This is a genomic window from Plantactinospora sp. CNZ321 (assembly GCF_004217235.1).
Window position 1 is genome coordinate 3,909,147 of the sequence record NZ_SHKQ01000001.1, and the last position, 13,381, is coordinate 3,922,527.

General features: G+C 74.8%; 11 protein-coding genes. 6 read left to right on the top strand and 5 right to left on the bottom strand.

Annotated features, from left to right (window positions below; translation table 11 throughout):
* Positions 1 to 2: 2 nt before the first annotated feature.
* Both EV371_RS17135 and nrfD read left to right on the top strand, forming a co-directional pair.
* Entirely contained in the window at positions 3 to 1,052 is a 1,050-nt protein-coding gene (locus tag EV371_RS17135) for a 4Fe-4S dicluster domain-containing protein (protein WP_130462928.1), read from the top strand.
* Complete coding sequence (nrfD, locus tag EV371_RS17140) at positions 1,049 to 2,077, top strand: NrfD/PsrC family molybdoenzyme membrane anchor subunit (RefSeq protein ID WP_130462929.1); 1,029 nt, start codon at positions 1,049 to 1,051, stop codon at positions 2,075 to 2,077. The genes EV371_RS17135 and nrfD overlap by 4 nt, the downstream gene beginning before the upstream one ends.
* Before the next feature lie 358 nt (positions 2,078 to 2,435).
* Here the strand turns inward: nrfD and selD are convergent, their stop codons facing one another.
* Genes selD through EV371_RS17160 form a run of 3 tightly spaced genes read right to left on the bottom strand, consistent with a single transcriptional unit; the run spans position 2,436 to position 4,717 of the window.
* Complete coding sequence (selD, locus tag EV371_RS17150) at positions 2,436 to 3,449, bottom strand: selenide, water dikinase SelD (protein WP_130462930.1); 1,014 nt, start codon at positions 3,447 to 3,449, stop codon at positions 2,436 to 2,438.
* Positions 3,450 to 3,485: 36 nt separating this feature from the next.
* The gene (locus EV371_RS17155) at positions 3,486 to 4,013 is read right to left on the bottom strand and encodes a pyridoxamine 5'-phosphate oxidase family protein (RefSeq protein WP_130462931.1); all 528 of its coding nucleotides are present in this window, start codon (positions 4,011 to 4,013) and stop codon (positions 3,486 to 3,488) included.
* Complete coding sequence (locus EV371_RS17160) at positions 4,010 to 4,717, bottom strand: DUF899 family protein (RefSeq protein ID WP_130462932.1); 708 nt, start codon at positions 4,715 to 4,717, stop codon at positions 4,010 to 4,012. Before EV371_RS17160 ends, EV371_RS17155 begins: the two co-directional genes overlap by 4 nt.
* A 100-nt stretch (positions 4,718 to 4,817) precedes the next feature.
* Here EV371_RS17160 and EV371_RS17165 point away from each other — a divergent pair, with 100 nt between their 5' ends.
* From EV371_RS17165 to selB, 3 genes are all read left to right on the top strand, one after another.
* On the top strand, positions 4,818 to 5,282 hold the full coding sequence (locus EV371_RS17165) for a winged helix-turn-helix transcriptional regulator (RefSeq protein WP_130462933.1): 465 nt from the start codon (positions 4,818 to 4,820) through the stop codon (positions 5,280 to 5,282).
* A 119-nt stretch (positions 5,283 to 5,401) separates the two neighbouring features.
* Positions 5,402 to 6,745 carry an L-seryl-tRNA(Sec) selenium transferase gene (gene selA, locus EV371_RS17170; protein ID WP_130462934.1) on the top strand — a complete coding sequence of 448 codons (1,344 nt, stop codon included), beginning with the start codon at positions 5,402 to 5,404 and terminating at the stop codon, positions 6,743 to 6,745.
* Position 6,746: 1 nt separating this feature from the next.
* On the top strand, positions 6,747 to 8,576 hold the full coding sequence (gene selB, locus EV371_RS17175; RefSeq protein ID WP_130462935.1) for a selenocysteine-specific translation elongation factor: 1,830 nt from the start codon (positions 6,747 to 6,749) through the stop codon (positions 8,574 to 8,576).
* A gap of 42 nt (positions 8,577 to 8,618) precedes the next feature.
* On the opposite strand, the gene EV371_RS17180 is transcribed toward selB, so the two are convergent.
* On the bottom strand, positions 8,619 to 10,220 hold the full coding sequence (locus tag EV371_RS17180; RefSeq protein WP_486484657.1) for a class I adenylate-forming enzyme family protein: 1,602 nt from the start codon (positions 10,218 to 10,220) through the stop codon (positions 8,619 to 8,621).
* On the bottom strand, positions 10,207 to 11,760 hold the full coding sequence (locus EV371_RS17185; protein WP_130462936.1) for an NAD(P)-binding domain-containing protein: 1,554 nt from the start codon (positions 11,758 to 11,760) through the stop codon (positions 10,207 to 10,209). Before EV371_RS17185 ends, EV371_RS17180 begins: the two co-directional genes overlap by 14 nt.
* A gap of 73 nt (positions 11,761 to 11,833) precedes the next feature.
* On the opposite strand from EV371_RS17185, the gene EV371_RS17190 reads away from it, so the two are divergent.
* Positions 11,834 to 13,369: an aromatic amino acid ammonia-lyase gene (locus tag EV371_RS17190; protein WP_130462937.1), complete on the top strand. Its 1,536-nt coding sequence runs from the start codon at positions 11,834 to 11,836 to the stop codon at positions 13,367 to 13,369.
* Positions 13,370 to 13,381 lie beyond the last annotated feature (12 nt).

A 13,381-nucleotide genomic window follows, 5' to 3' on the forward strand; every position in this document is an offset into this window, starting at 1 on the left:
GCATGGTCGAGACGCGACGTCCGGCCGCGCCGGTCAACCCCGCCGAGCAGGCCGGCCACCTCGACCCGCCACCCCGGATGGGGTTCTTCACCGACACCAGTCTCTGCATCGGCTGCAAGGCCTGTGAGGTGGCCTGCAAGGAGTGGAACCTGGTGCCGGAGAGCGGTCTCGACCTGCTCGGCATGTCGTACGACAACACGGGGGCGTTGACTGCCAACTCGTGGCGGCACGTCGCCTTCGTCGAGCAGCCCCGGCCGGCCGGCTGGCAGTCGTCGGCGCCGCTGGCCGGTACCCCGAGCGGGCCGCCGATCGCCCCGGTCACCGCGGAGGCGGGTGGGGTGATCGGGCCCGACCAGGGGACCAGTCCCGGCGTGCCGCCGGCCCCGGAGCCCGGCCCGGCGGGCCGGATGGCGCAGGGGACGCAGTTCCTCGGGATGCCCGGCACCGACCTGCCCGGCCGGGAGGGGGACCTGGACGGGCGTACCGACCTGCGCTGGCTGATGATGTCGGACGTCTGCAAGCACTGCACCCACGCCGCCTGCCTGGACGTCTGCCCGACCGGCTCGCTGTTCCGCACCGAGTTCGGCACCGTGGTGGTGCAGGAGGACATCTGCAACGGCTGCGGCTACTGCGTTCCCGCCTGCCCATTCGGCGTCATCGACCAGCGCAGTGGAGATGGCCGGGCCTGGAAGTGCACCCTCTGCTACGACCGGATGACTGCTGGACGAATGCCGGCCTGCGCCCAGGCCTGCCCCACCGAGTCGATCCAGTACGGCGAACTCGACGAGCTGCGCGAGCGGGCCCGGGCCCGGGTCGAGCGACTGCACGCCGACGGCGTTGCCGAGGCCCGGCTCTACGGGCACGACCCGGACGACGGGGTGGGCGGTGACGGAGCGTTCTTCCTGCTGCTCGACGAGCCCGAGGTGTACGGGCTGCCGCCGGACCCGGTGGTGACCACCCGGGACCTGCCCCGGATGTGGCGCCGGGCCGGGCTGGCCGCGCTCACCATGACTGCCGCGGTGGTGGCCGCGTTCGTCGGACGGCCGTCATGACCGGCGGCATCGGCGGTGAACCGCGGCGGCGGACCGGTCAGCGCGGCGGGTCGGGGCCGGGAGTGGTCGCCGGGCAACCGGTGGTCGTCCCACCGGCCGAGTTCAGCTCGTACTACGGGCGGCCGGTGGTCAAGGCGCCGGTGTGGCGGCAGGCCATCCCCGCGTACCTGTTCACCGGCGGGTTGGCGGCCGGCTCGGCACTGCTGGCCGCCGGTGCGGACCTGACCGGGCGGGCGGCGCTGCGTCGGGCCGGCCGCCTCGTCTCGCTGGGCGCGGTCGGCCTGAGCACCTTTTTCCTGATCAGCGATCTCGGCCGGCCGGCCCGGTTCCACCACATGCTGCGGGTCGTCAAGCCGACCTCGCCGATGTCGATGGGCACCTGGATCCTGGCCATCTTCGGGCCGGCGGCGGGGTTGGCCGCGGTGAGCGAGGTCGCCCCGGTGCTGCCCCGGCGCGGCGGGCTCGGTCTGGCCCGCCGGCTGCTGCCACCGGTCGGCCGGGGCGCCGGGCTGGTCGCGGCGGCAACGGCACCGGCGCTGGCCACGTACACCGGGGTGCTGCTGGCCGACACGGCGATGCCGGCCTGGCACGACGCGTACCCGGACCTGCCGTTCATGTTCGGCGGCAGCGCGCTGGTCGCCGGTGCGGGGGCCGGGCTGGTCGCGGCACCGGCCGCGCAGTCCGGCCCCGCGGCCCGGCTGGCGCTGGCCGGTGCGGTGGTCGAGGTGCTCGCCGAGCGCCGGATCGCCCGGCTGGGGCTGACCGGTGAGCCGTACCGGACCGGGCGGCCGGCCCGGCTGATCCGGGGCGGGCAGCTGCTGCTGGCCGCCGGCACCGCGGGCGCGTTGCTGGCCCGGGGCAACCGGACACTTCGCGTGCTCTCCGGCGCGGCCCTGCTGGCCTCCTCGCTGCTGACCCGGTTCGGCGTCTTCGAGGCCGGGAAGGTCTCCGCCCGGGACCCGAAGTACACGGTGCTGCCGCAGCGGGAGCACGGCGCGGACCGGAAGGCCGCCGCCGGCCCGTAGCCACGACCCGAGGACGCCGAGCCGGGAGGGTGGTGGTTCCGGCGCGCCGGGCACACGTTCTGCCGGGGCCGGTGGTGGGGTGGGCCGGCGTGATCGGCCACACGTTCGGCCGGGCCGGTGTGGCGCGGCCCGACAGGGCCGGACGTATGGTGAGCGGACCCGGACGACAACGGCGTCAAGGTCGTCCCGGCCAACCTGCTGGAGCCGCTGATCGTCACCAAGAAGAACGTGGTCGAGGCGTACGCCGACGACCCGAAGCTGGCCCCGCTCACCGGTGGCGCCAACTGAGCGGTAGTAGCAGCGGGTTGCACCGTGCGGGTCCCCGGGATCGTCGATCCCGGGGACCCGTTCCGCGTCCTCACCCCGTCACCAGCAGGGTCCGCCCGTCGCCCCGGGGCGGCAGCAGCTCGCCGACCACCGGGTGGCCGGGCAGCTCGCCGGCGACCAGCAGGCCACCGGAGGTCTGCGCGTCGGCCAGCAGCAGCAACTCGTCCTCGTCGACCCCCGCCGACTCCAGGTGCGGACGCACCCAGGCCAGGTTGCGTCGGGTACCGCCGCTGACGAAGCCGTCGGCCAGCGCCGCCCGGGCACCGTCCAGATACGGTACGGCCGACGCGCGGACCCGGGCGGTCAGCCCGGACGCCCGGGCCAGCTTGTGCAGGTGGCCGAGCAGCCCGAACCCGGTCACGTCGGTGCCACAGCGGATCCCGGCAGCCACCGCCGCCGCCGAGGCGGCCCGGTTCAGCTCGGTCATCGCCGCCACCGCCTGCCCGAACACCTCGCCGGTCCGCTTGTGCCGGCTGTTGAGCACCCCGACGCCGAGCGGTTTGGTCAGGGTCAGTGGCAGCCCGGCCACGCCGGCGTCGTTGCGCATCAGCCGCTCCGGGTGGGCGATCCCGGTGACCGCCATCCCGTACTTGGGCTCGGGGTCGTCCACGCTGTGCCCGCCGGCCACGTGGCAGCCCGCCTCCCGGGCCACGTCCAGCCCGCCGCGCAGCACCTCGGCGGCGAGCGCCAGCGGCAACACCTCGCGGGGCCAGGCCAGCAGGTTCACCGCGACCACCGGGGTACCGCCCATCGCGTAGACGTCGGAGAGGGCGTTGGCGGCGGCGATCCGGCCCCAGTCGTACGGGTCGTCGACCACCGGGGTGAAGAAGTCGGCGGTCGCCACCACGGCGGTACCCGACCCGAGCCGGACCACCGCCGCGTCGTCGCCGTCGTCGAGCCCGACCAGCAGTTCACCCGGCCCGGCCGGCGCGGACGTGCCGACCAGCCCGGCCACCACCTCCTCCAGCTCGCCCGGCGGGATCTTGCAGGCGCAGCCGCCGCCGTGCGCGTACTGGGTGAGTCGATGGCGCTGCCCGGTGGTCATCGGACCATGGTCGCACCCGCCGCCCGCTCCGGCGGTTCAGCCGAAGCGCCAGCGGGTCGCGGTCGACCCGTCGGCGCCGTAGCCGAAGCCGCGCAGCACGGTGACCCGGTAGAAGGCGTACTCGGGTTCGCCCGGCAGTCCGGGATCCCGGACGACTCCGTCGCGGATCGTCAGCTCCCACCGGTACTTCTCCGCGAAGGTGTCGGCCACCTGCCGGAGCAGCGCCGGGTCCCGCAGCCGGACGGCATCGCCCTCCAGCACGAGGTCCAGGTCGAGGTCGGGGGCGGCGACGCTGAGCGCGCAGGCCGGGGCGCCGGCCAGGTTCCGGCCCTTGCGCGAGCCGGGGCGGGTGGTGAAGCAGGGCGCGCCGTCGGCCCAGACCGGCATCACCGGCGCGACGTGCGGCCTGCCGTCCGGCCGTACGGTCGACAGCCAGCCCTTCGTCGTCGACTCCAACGCCGTCCGGGCCTGGCTCCATGGTCGTACCGTCGCCTCGTCCAGGCTCATCGGCGCCGCGTCCTCGGCCCGGAAGAGCAGTTCGGCGACGGGCGTACGGCCGCTCACGACCGCCCCCGCACCGAATCGACGCCGGCCGTGCCACTCGGCGCCGCGGTTTCCGCCGGATACTCGTCGTGCAGCCGCCACCACGCGTACGGCTGCCCCTGCGGCCACCCGTCCGGCGAATCCTCCCAGGTCTCCTGCCGCCCGTACGGCGTGAGGTCGAGGAAGGTCCAACCGCTGCCGAGCCGTTCCACCCCCCGGTTGGTGGTGAAGTAGCTGCGGTAGACCTCGGCGCCGTCGCGGAGGAAGACGTTGAGCCCGAATCCGTCGCCCGCGTCCATGTCGTCGGTGAAGTCGCCCGCGGCGCAGGAGTACCAGGGGATCGACCAGCCCATCCGCTCCCGCACCGGCAGGATCTCGGCGAGCGGCCCCCGGGAGACCAGCGCCAGCGAGGTGTCCCGGGCGTGCAGGTGGGCGAGGTGTCCGATGTTGTCGGTGAACATCGCGCAGCCCGAGCAGACGTGGTCGGCGCCGTGCCACATGAAGCAGTAGACGATGAGCTGCCGGCGTCCCTCGAACAGATCCGGCAGCCCCACCGGCCCGTCCGGGCCGACGAACCGGTAGTCCTTGTCGACGCGGACCATCGGCAGCCGGCGCCGCTCGGCGGCCAGGTCGTCCAGCGCCCGGGTGAGTTGTTTCTCCTTGTCGCGCAGCGTGGCCAGGGCAGTCCGCCACTGCTCGGCCGGCACCACCTGGGGTCGGTTCATGGTTCCTCCTACGGTGACTTCCCTGAAGAAAGGATGTGGTCCGGCACACCCTAGCCGAAGTCCCTTCCCTGAAGGAAGTCAGATCGCCTAGGGTGGTGGCATGCAGCGAACCCGGTTCGCCGAGATGGCCTGTTCGATCGCCCGCACCCTGGACGTCGTCGGAGAGCCCTGGTCCCCGCTGATCCTGCGCGACGTCTACGCCGGGATCACCCGGTTCGACCAGATCCAGCAGGATCTCGGCATCTCCACCAAGGTGCTCGCCGAGCGGCTCCGCTGGCTGGTCGACAACGGTGTCCTCCAGCGGCGGGAGTACTCGAACCGGCCGCCGCGGTACGAGTACCTGCTCACCGACAAGGGACAGGAACTCTGCGACCTGCTCCTCGTCATGGTCCGCTGGGGCGACCGGTGGACCGCCGGCGAGCCGGGCCCACCTGTGCTGCACCGGCACCGGGCCTGCGGGCAGGTCGGTCACGTCGAGCTGAGCTGTTCCGCCTGCGGCGAGCCGATCCGGGCCGCCGACGTCGACCTGCTGCCCGGCCCCGGCGCGCTCACCCCGGCCGGCTGACCCGCCCCGGCGCGCTCCGATCGGCACCGTCCATCCCGGCCGGTCGTGGACTTCCCCCGGCGTCTGGAGATCGGGTGTGGTTAAGTGCCGGGTGAACGGGTTTCTACAGCGAGGTGGGAATGGACGGGGCGGTCGATCCTCGGCGCCGGGTGCCACGCACCGACGTGCTGCTCGCCGACCCCCGGCTGGTCACCGCCGAGGCGACCGTCGGGCGGGTCCGGCTCAAGGCCCTGCTCGGCGCCGCCCAGGACCGGGTCCGGCGCGGCGAGATCCCGCCGGAGGAGGTCGTCCCGGCCACCCTGGCCGCACTGCCGGCCACCGCCGCCGGGCCGCGCCCGGTGCTCAACGCCACCGGCGTGGTGCTGCACACCAACCTCGGCCGGGCGCCGCTGTCGGCGGCGGCGGTCGACGCGGTGATCGCGGCGGCCGGGCACACCGATGTGGAACTCGACCTGCGGACCGGGCGGCGCGCCCGGCGCGGCCGGGGTGCGCTGGCCGCGCTCGCCGCCGCGGTGCCGTCGGCCGGCGCGGTGCACGTGGTCAACAACGGTGCCGCCGCGCTCGCCCTGGTCGCGGCCGCGCTGACCGCCGCGCACCGGCCCGACGGGGACCCCGCCGGCCGGGAGATCGTGGTCAGCCGGGGCGAGCTGGTGGAGATCGGCGACGGGTTCCGGCTGCCGGACCTGCTGGTCAGCACCGGGGCGACGCTGCGCGAGGTGGGCACCACCAACCGGAGCAGGCTGGCCGACTACGCGGCGGCGGTCGGGCCGCGCACCGCGTTCGTGCTCAAGGTGCATCCGTCGAACTTCGTCGTCCGGGGCTTCACCGCCGCCGTAGCGGTCGAGGAACTGGCCACCCTCGGCGTACCGGTGGTGGTCGACATCGGCTCCGGGCTGCTGGCCCCGGACCCGCTGCTGCCCGCCGAGCCGGACGCCGCCTCGGCGTTGCGGGGCGGCGCGGCCTTGGTCACCGCGAGCGGTGACAAGCTGCTCGGCGGGCCGCAGGCCGGGCTGCTGCTCGGCGACGCCGACCTGGTCGAGGTGCTCCGCCGGCATCCCCTGGCCCGGGCTCTGCGGGTGGACAAGCTCACCCTGGCCGCCCTGGCGGCCACCCTGACCGGCCCGGAGACCCCGACCTGGCGGGCGCTGCGGGCCACCCCGGCCGCGCTGCGGCTGCGCACCGAACGGCTCCGCGACCAGCTCGCGACCGACGGTGTGCAGGCCGGGGTGGTCCCGCACGACGCCGTGGTCGGCGGCGGCGGGGCGCCGGAGGTCACCCTCGACTCGTGGGCCCTCGCCCTTCCCGAGGAGTACGCCGAACCGCTGCGCCTCGGCGATCCGCCGGTGATCGGCCGGCTCGAACGGGGCCGGCTGCTGTTCGACCTGCGCTGCGTGCCCGCCGATCGGGACGAGGCGGTGCGGACCGCTGTCGCCCGGGTGGCCCGGGGCTGGCGGGAGAGCTGACGTGCAGGTCATCGCCACCGCCGGACACGTCGACCACGGCAAGTCGACACTGGTTCGGGCGCTGACCGGGATGGAGCCGGACCGATGGGCCGAGGAGCGGCGCCGGGGCATGACCATCGACCTCGGTTTCGCCTGGACCACGCTGCCGTCCGGAACGGTGCTGGCGTTCGTCGACGTACCCGGACACCAGCGGTTCGTCCCCAACATGCTCGCCGGGATCGGCCCGGCCCCGGCCGTGCTCTTCGTGGTCGCCGCCGACGAGGGCTGGATGCCGCAGTCCGCCGAGCACCTGGCCGCGCTGCACGCGCTCGGTGTCCGGCACGGGTTGCTGGTGGTGACCCGGACCGACCTGGCCGACCCCGCCCTCGCCACCCGACAGGCGGTCGGGCAGATCGCGGCCACCTCGCTCGGCCGGGTCGAGACGGTCGCGGTCAGCGCGGTCACCGGCGCCGGGCTGCCGCAGCTGCGCGCCGCCCTGGACCGGCTCGCCGCCCGGCTGCCGGTGCCCGAGCCGGCCGCACCGGTGCGGTTCTGGGTGGACCGGGCGTTCACCATCCGGGGCAGCGGCACCGTGCTGACCGGCACCCTCGGCGCGGGGGTGCTGCGCAACGGTGACGAGCTGGAGCTGACCGGCACCGGCCAGCGGGTCCGGATCCGGGAGCTACAGACCCTGGGTACCCAGGTCTGCGAGGTCGCCGGGGTGGCCCGGGTCGCGGTCAACCTGCGCGGGGTGGCCCGGGAACAGGTCCGCCGGGGCGACGCACTGCTCACCCCCGGGCGCTTCCAGCAGACCGACCTGGTCGACGTCCGGCTGGCCGGCGACCCGGTGGCCGAGCTGCCGGCAGAGGTAACCCTGCACGTCGGCTCGGCCGGGGTGACCGCCCGGATACGCCCACTCGGCGCCGACACCGCCCGGCTGCGGCTGGACCGGCCGCTGCCGCTGCGTATCGGTGACCGGGGGCTGCTGCGGGATCCCGGCCGGCGGTGTGTGGCCGGCGGGGTGACGGTGCTCGACGTCGTACCGCCGAGGTTGAGCCGGCGTGGCGCGGCGGCCGCCCGGGCGGCGGTGCTGGCCGGGCTGGGCGGCCGGCCCGACGAGCCCGGCGAGCTGGCCCGGCGCGGCCTGGCCCGGCGGCGCGAGCTGGAGCGGATGGGTGTGACCGTGACGACGGCGCCGGTGACCGGCGGGTGGCACGCCGACCCCGGGCACTGGCGGGAGCTCGGCCGGCGGCTGCTCGCCGAGGTGACCCGGTGGACGCGGGCGCATCCGCTGGAGCCGGGGATGCCGGTCGAGACCGCGCGCCGGCTGCTGGACCTGCCGGATCGGGCCCTGGTGGAGGCCCTGGTCACCACGCCGCTGGTGGTCCGCGACGGGCGGATCGGCCGCGGTGTCGCGGCCGGCACCCTGCCCGAGCAGGTCGCCCGGGCGGTACGCCGGGTCGGTGCGGAGCTGGCCGAGCGGCCGTTCGTCGCCCCGGAGGCGGGCCGGCTCGCCGAACTCGGGCTCGGGCACCGGGAGATCGGCGCGGCGGTACGGGTCGGCGCGCTGCTCAGGCTCGCCGACAACGTCGTACTGCTGCCGGACGCCCCCGAGCGGGCGGTCCGGGTACTCGCCGCGCTTCCGCAGCCGTTCTCGCTGAGCACCGCCCGGCAGGCGCTCGGCACGACCCGGCGGGTCGCCGTGCCGCTGCTCGAACTGCTGGACCGGCGCGGTGCCACCCGCCGGCTGCCCGACGACGCCCGGATCGTGCTGTCCAATCCGGGAGGAGCGCCGGTCGTGCCGGCCAGCTCGGCAGAGCCGGTCGTGCCGGCCGGGCCGGGGGACCGCTGAGCCGCCGGCCGGGTTCCGAGTGTCCGCCGCCGTGCCCAGGGGTCAGCACGACGGTGTCGCTCGGCGGTCGGCCAGCAGGCGCCGCTTGTCCGGCTTGCCGGCGGCCGAGACCGGAACCTCGGCGACGAAGGTGACGTGCCGGGGAGCGCTCGCCGCGCCCAGCCGTTCCCGGACCAGTTTCCGCAGCACGTCCGCCTCGGGCCGGCGGTCCGGAGCAGGGACGACGAAGGCGTGCACCGCCTCGCCGGTCTCCTCGTCGGGCACGGCCACGACGTACGCCTCGGCCACGTCGGGATGGCTGGAGAGGACCTGTTCGATCGGGCCGGCGTACTGGAGGTCGGCGTTGACGATGACGACGTCCCGGGCCCGCCCCAGCAGGTACAGGTAGCCGTCGGCGTCCAGCCGGGCGAGGTCACGGGTGCGTACCCAGCCGTCGACGAACACCTCGGCCGTCTCCGCCGGCTCGGCCCAGTACCCGCTCGCCTGGGCCGGGGTGCGGACGAAGAGTTCCCCCTCGACCCCGGTCGCCACCGGCCGGCCGCCGGCGTCGCGGACCTGCACCTCGACGGCGGCCGGCGGGCGGCCGACCGAGGCGAGCACGGCCGGTGCGCCGGTCAGCTCCGCCGGGGTCACCATCGAGATCATGCCGGTCTCGGTCTGGCCGTAGCCGTGGTAGACGACCGGCCCGAGCACGGAGATCGCCTCGGCGAGTCGGGCCGGTGCGAGCGGGGAGCCCGAGACCAGCAGGGCGCGTAGCGCGCCGAGGTCGGCCGGTGCGGCGCGCTGGGCCGCGACAAGCTTCGCCAGCCGGGGCACGGTGATCACGCTGGCGGTGGCGCGGTGCCGCACGAGCGCGGCAGGGAAGAACGGTTCCGGTTCGCGTGGCGGTTCGGCGACCACCATCGTGCCGCCGGCGGCCAGGGTGAGGATGCCGTACTCCAGCATCACCTGGCTGCTCAGCGAGCCGAAGACCAGGTAGCGGTCGAGCTGGGCGGCGAGGTCGCGGATCGCCGGGGGCCACCGGTCCGGGTGCGCTGCCCATGCGGCACCGAGCGCGGCGTACGTCTGGAGGCAGCCCTTCGGAGTGCCGGTGCTGCCGCTGGTGTAGATGACCCGGCCGACGTCCTCCGGGTGTCCGGCGGGTACCGGCGGGCCCGGGTACGCCCGGGTGGCGGTCAGGTCGGGCAACCCGTCGACCGTGCCGACCGCCAGCAGGTGGCGACCGGCGGCGGTCGACCGGAGCCGCGGTGTCGCGGTGTCGCGGTCGACCAGCACCGCCCTGATCCGGTGGGTGAGCAGGTGCCGAAGCTGTCCGGGGGTGAGCCCGGGGCGCACTCCGGCCACCCGGGCACCGACCACCTGCACCGCGATGATCGCGGCGAACGCCTCCGGTGACACGCCGAGCAGCACCGCGATTCCGTCACCCGGACCGATCCCCGCCGCTCGCAGCCCGGCGCTGATCCGGGCGACCAGGTCCGCCAGCTCGTCGGCGCCGACGGTACGCGGGCCGTGCTCGAACACCGGCCGGTCCCGGCCGGTGGCGAGGAGGTCGAGCACGGCCTGCGGGTAGCTCGGCCCAGCGTTCGGCACCGCCCGGGCGGGCTCAGCGCGTGGCACCGCCCGGGCGGGCTCAGCGTTCGGCACCGGCCAGGCATTCCTTGACGAAGGCGGCCAGCGGCTGCTGGTGGACCGTGGGCAGGTTCCACTGGTTCTCCAGGTTCTCCGCCAGATGGTGCACCGCCATCACCGTCCCGCCCCGACGGTGCCGGACGACCGGGTGCAGGTAGGTGGCCCGATGCGCGCCCTGCGCGTCGTTCTCGGCCACCCGCGGCACGGAGACGTCGAACGGGTCCACCGCGTCGTGACCCGCCCCGTACTCGAGGGTGACGGCGAGCGCCGACCCGTCGCCGAGCCCGCCGTCGGCGAGATACGCCACCGGCACCTCCTCGTGGTAGCGGGCGGTGCCGCCGCGTACCGTCACGACGTCGCCGAGGACGCCGAACTGCTGCCACAGCCCGGAGGAGCGGTTGATCCGGGCGATGATCGCGTCGGTGATCGCCTCCGGGGTTGCCGGCAACTCGGTGCTGGGCCAGGCCACGCCGTGGTACCGGGAGTTGAGGATCCGGTGCAGCGCCCGCGCGCCGTACCGGAAGCCGTGGATGAATCCGCTGGTCGATCGCTTGAAGTCGCGTTGCTGGGTGAGCGTGCCGGCGAAGTACAGGTCGGGTACCGAGGTCGATTCGTAGGCCGGGGTCTGCTCCGGGAAGCGGTCGTCGATGACCAGCCGCGGCCGGCAGGTGTCGTCGAAGATGCTCGCGTCGAAGCGGAAACCGGTGCAGGCGATCACCCGGTCGTACTCGATCTCCCGGATCGCCTCGACCGAGCGGGCGTACCGGAACCGGACCAGGTAGCCGCCGCCGGGACGCCGGTGGATGCTCTCGACCGTGCCGTCCAGGACGGCGTTCTGCGACTTGAGCTGGTACGTGTCGAGGAAGTTGTTGTTCACCGCCCGCAGGTGCCCGACGTAGTGCGTCTGCCAGGCGAACCGGACCGAGTGTGGCCCCGCGACGTGCACGACGGCGGCGGTCTCCACCAGGGCGTCGGCGGTCTCGAATCCGGAGTTGCCCTTGCCGATGACCATGACCCGTTGGTTGACGAAGTCCCGTGGATCCACGCTGACCGTGTCGTACCGCTCGGCGGTCTCGATCCCCTCGATCGGCGGCACGTGCAGCTTGGAGACCCCGGTCGCCACCACCAGGCGGCGGCCTCGCCAGGTGCGGCCGTCGGCGTCGAGGGCACGGAACCCGTCGCCGTCGCGGCTCACCCGGACCACCGTGGTCCGGGGCACGACCCGTACCCCGGTCGCCGCGGCGAAGTCGGCGAGGTAGCGCAGCAACACCTCGGCGTCCGGGAAGTACCGCTCGGTGTACCGGGCGAACAGCAGGGCGGGGTCGTCGCTGAGCAGCGAGTTCCAGTCCGTGCGCAGGTTGAACTCCGGATCGTCGGAGCCGGTGTAGACCTTGTTGATGGAGATCAGCTGACGGTGGCGCGGATAGGTGGTGAAGAACGTTCCGGGTGCGGGGCCGGCCTCCAGGACGCGGTAGTCATGACCGTCGCGTTCGAGCAGGGCGGCGAGTTGCAGTCCCGCGGGCCCGGCCCCGATGATCAGGTAGTCGTGCGTCATGCGCGGGACGGTAGCCACCGGTAATCAGAGATGTTTCAGACCGCTCTGAGATTGTCCGGCTACGGTCGGCCCGATGACGCTCGAGCCTGCCGGCGCGGCCCGGCCGATCAGTCTGGCCAGGCCGTTGCGGGTGGCGGACCTGCGCCGGGCCGCCGCCGAGATCCGGGTCGACATCTCCGGGCCGGTACGCGACCGGTTGCGCCGGTCCCGCGACCACCTGCGGCGGGTGCTCGGCGACGAGGACCGCCCGGTGTACGGCGCCACCACCGGCTTCGGCGCGCTGGTCGGCTTCGCCGGCCGGGACGCCGAGGCCGACCAGTGCGACAACACGCTGGCCCATCTCGGCGCGGGGCAGGGCCCGGACGTCGATCCGGCGGTCAGCCGGGCCGCGATGCTGGTCCGGGTCTGGTCGCTCGCCCAGGGCGTCTCCGGGGTCTCGGTGCGGGTCGTCGAGGGGCTGGCCGCGATGCTGGCGACGACGTTCGCGCCGGCGATGCCGCGGCTCGGTTCGGTCGGGGCCAGCGGTGACCTGATCCCGCTCGCCTACGCCACCCAGGCGCTGCGCGGCCGGGGCTGGGCCTACCTGGACGGCCGGCGGACGCCGGCGGGTCAGGCGCTGGAGAGGGCCGGTCTGACCCCGCTGGTCCTCGACGGGCGCGACGCGCTGGCACTGGTCAACGGCACCTCGCTGACCACCGCCGCCACCGCCGTCGCGCTGGACGGCATCCGCCGCGCACACCGGGCCGCCCAACTGCTCAGCTGTCTCCTCGTCGACCTGCTGGGCTGCGAGCCCGGCCAGTTCCTGCACCCCCGGCTGCTGGCCGCGTACGGGCACCCGGGCGCGGTCGACGTCGCCGGGCGGATGCGGGGTCATCTCGCCGGTGCGGTGCCGTCCGGCGACCGTCCGCTGCAGGAGGCGTACAGCATCCGCTGCACCCCGCAACTGCTCGGCGCGGCCGAGGACGCGTTGCGCTACGTCGACGGTGTGGTGGCGGCGGACCTGCGCGGCGTGAGCGACAACCCGCTCTTCTTCCCCGACGAGGACCTGGTGCTGCACGGCGGGAACTTCTTCGGCCAACCCGCCGCGTTCGCCGCCGACGTGCTCGCGACGGTCGCCGCCCAGCTCGGCAACCTCGTCGAGCGCCAACTCGACCTGCTGGTCGACCCGGCCCGCAACGGCGGACTGCCGCCGATGCTGGCCGCCGGACCAGGACGGCAGCACGGGTTGCAGGGCGCGCAGCTCGCCGCGACCGCGATGGTCGCGGAGATCCGCCGGGCCGCCACCCCGGCCAGCATGCAGAGCCTGCCGACCAACCTGCACAACCAGGACGTCGTGCCGTTCGGCACCCAGGCCGCGCTCCGGGCCGCAGACCAGGCCGGGCTGCTCCGCCTGGCCTGCGGAACACTCGCGGTCGGGCTGCGCCAGGCCGCACACGTCGGCGCGCGCAGGCCGACCGCCCCCGGCTGTGCGGCCGCGCTGGACCGCCTCGTCGAGGTGGTCCCGGCGATCGATCCGGACCGGCCGCTCGACGCCGACGTGGTGCGCGCCGCCGACCTGCTCGACCTGTTGACCGAGCAGCCGGAGGCACCGGCCGAGCCGGTGAACTGATTTTTCTCTGAG

Excerpts from the sequence above, each read along its gene's own strand:
- EV371_RS17135 (WP_130462928.1), top strand. The coding sequence starts at position 3 with ATGGTCGAGACGCGACGTCCGGCCGCGCCGGTCAACCCCGCCGAGCAG.
- nrfD (WP_130462929.1), top strand. The coding sequence starts at position 1,049 with ATGACCGGCGGCATCGGCGGTGAACCGCGGCGGCGGACCGGTCAGCGC.
- selD (WP_130462930.1), bottom strand. The coding sequence starts at position 3,449 with ATGACCACCGGGCAGCGCCATCGACTCACCCAGTACGCGCACGGCGGC.
- EV371_RS17160 (WP_130462932.1), bottom strand. The coding sequence starts at position 4,717 with ATGAACCGACCCCAGGTGGTGCCGGCCGAGCAGTGGCGGACTGCCCTG.
- EV371_RS17165 (WP_130462933.1), top strand. The coding sequence starts at position 4,818 with ATGCAGCGAACCCGGTTCGCCGAGATGGCCTGTTCGATCGCCCGCACC.
- selA (WP_130462934.1), top strand. The coding sequence starts at position 5,402 with ATGGACGGGGCGGTCGATCCTCGGCGCCGGGTGCCACGCACCGACGTG.
- EV371_RS17185 (WP_130462936.1), bottom strand. The coding sequence starts at position 11,760 with ATGACGCACGACTACCTGATCATCGGGGCCGGGCCCGCGGGACTGCAA.
- EV371_RS17190 (WP_130462937.1), top strand. The coding sequence starts at position 11,834 with ATGACGCTCGAGCCTGCCGGCGCGGCCCGGCCGATCAGTCTGGCCAGG.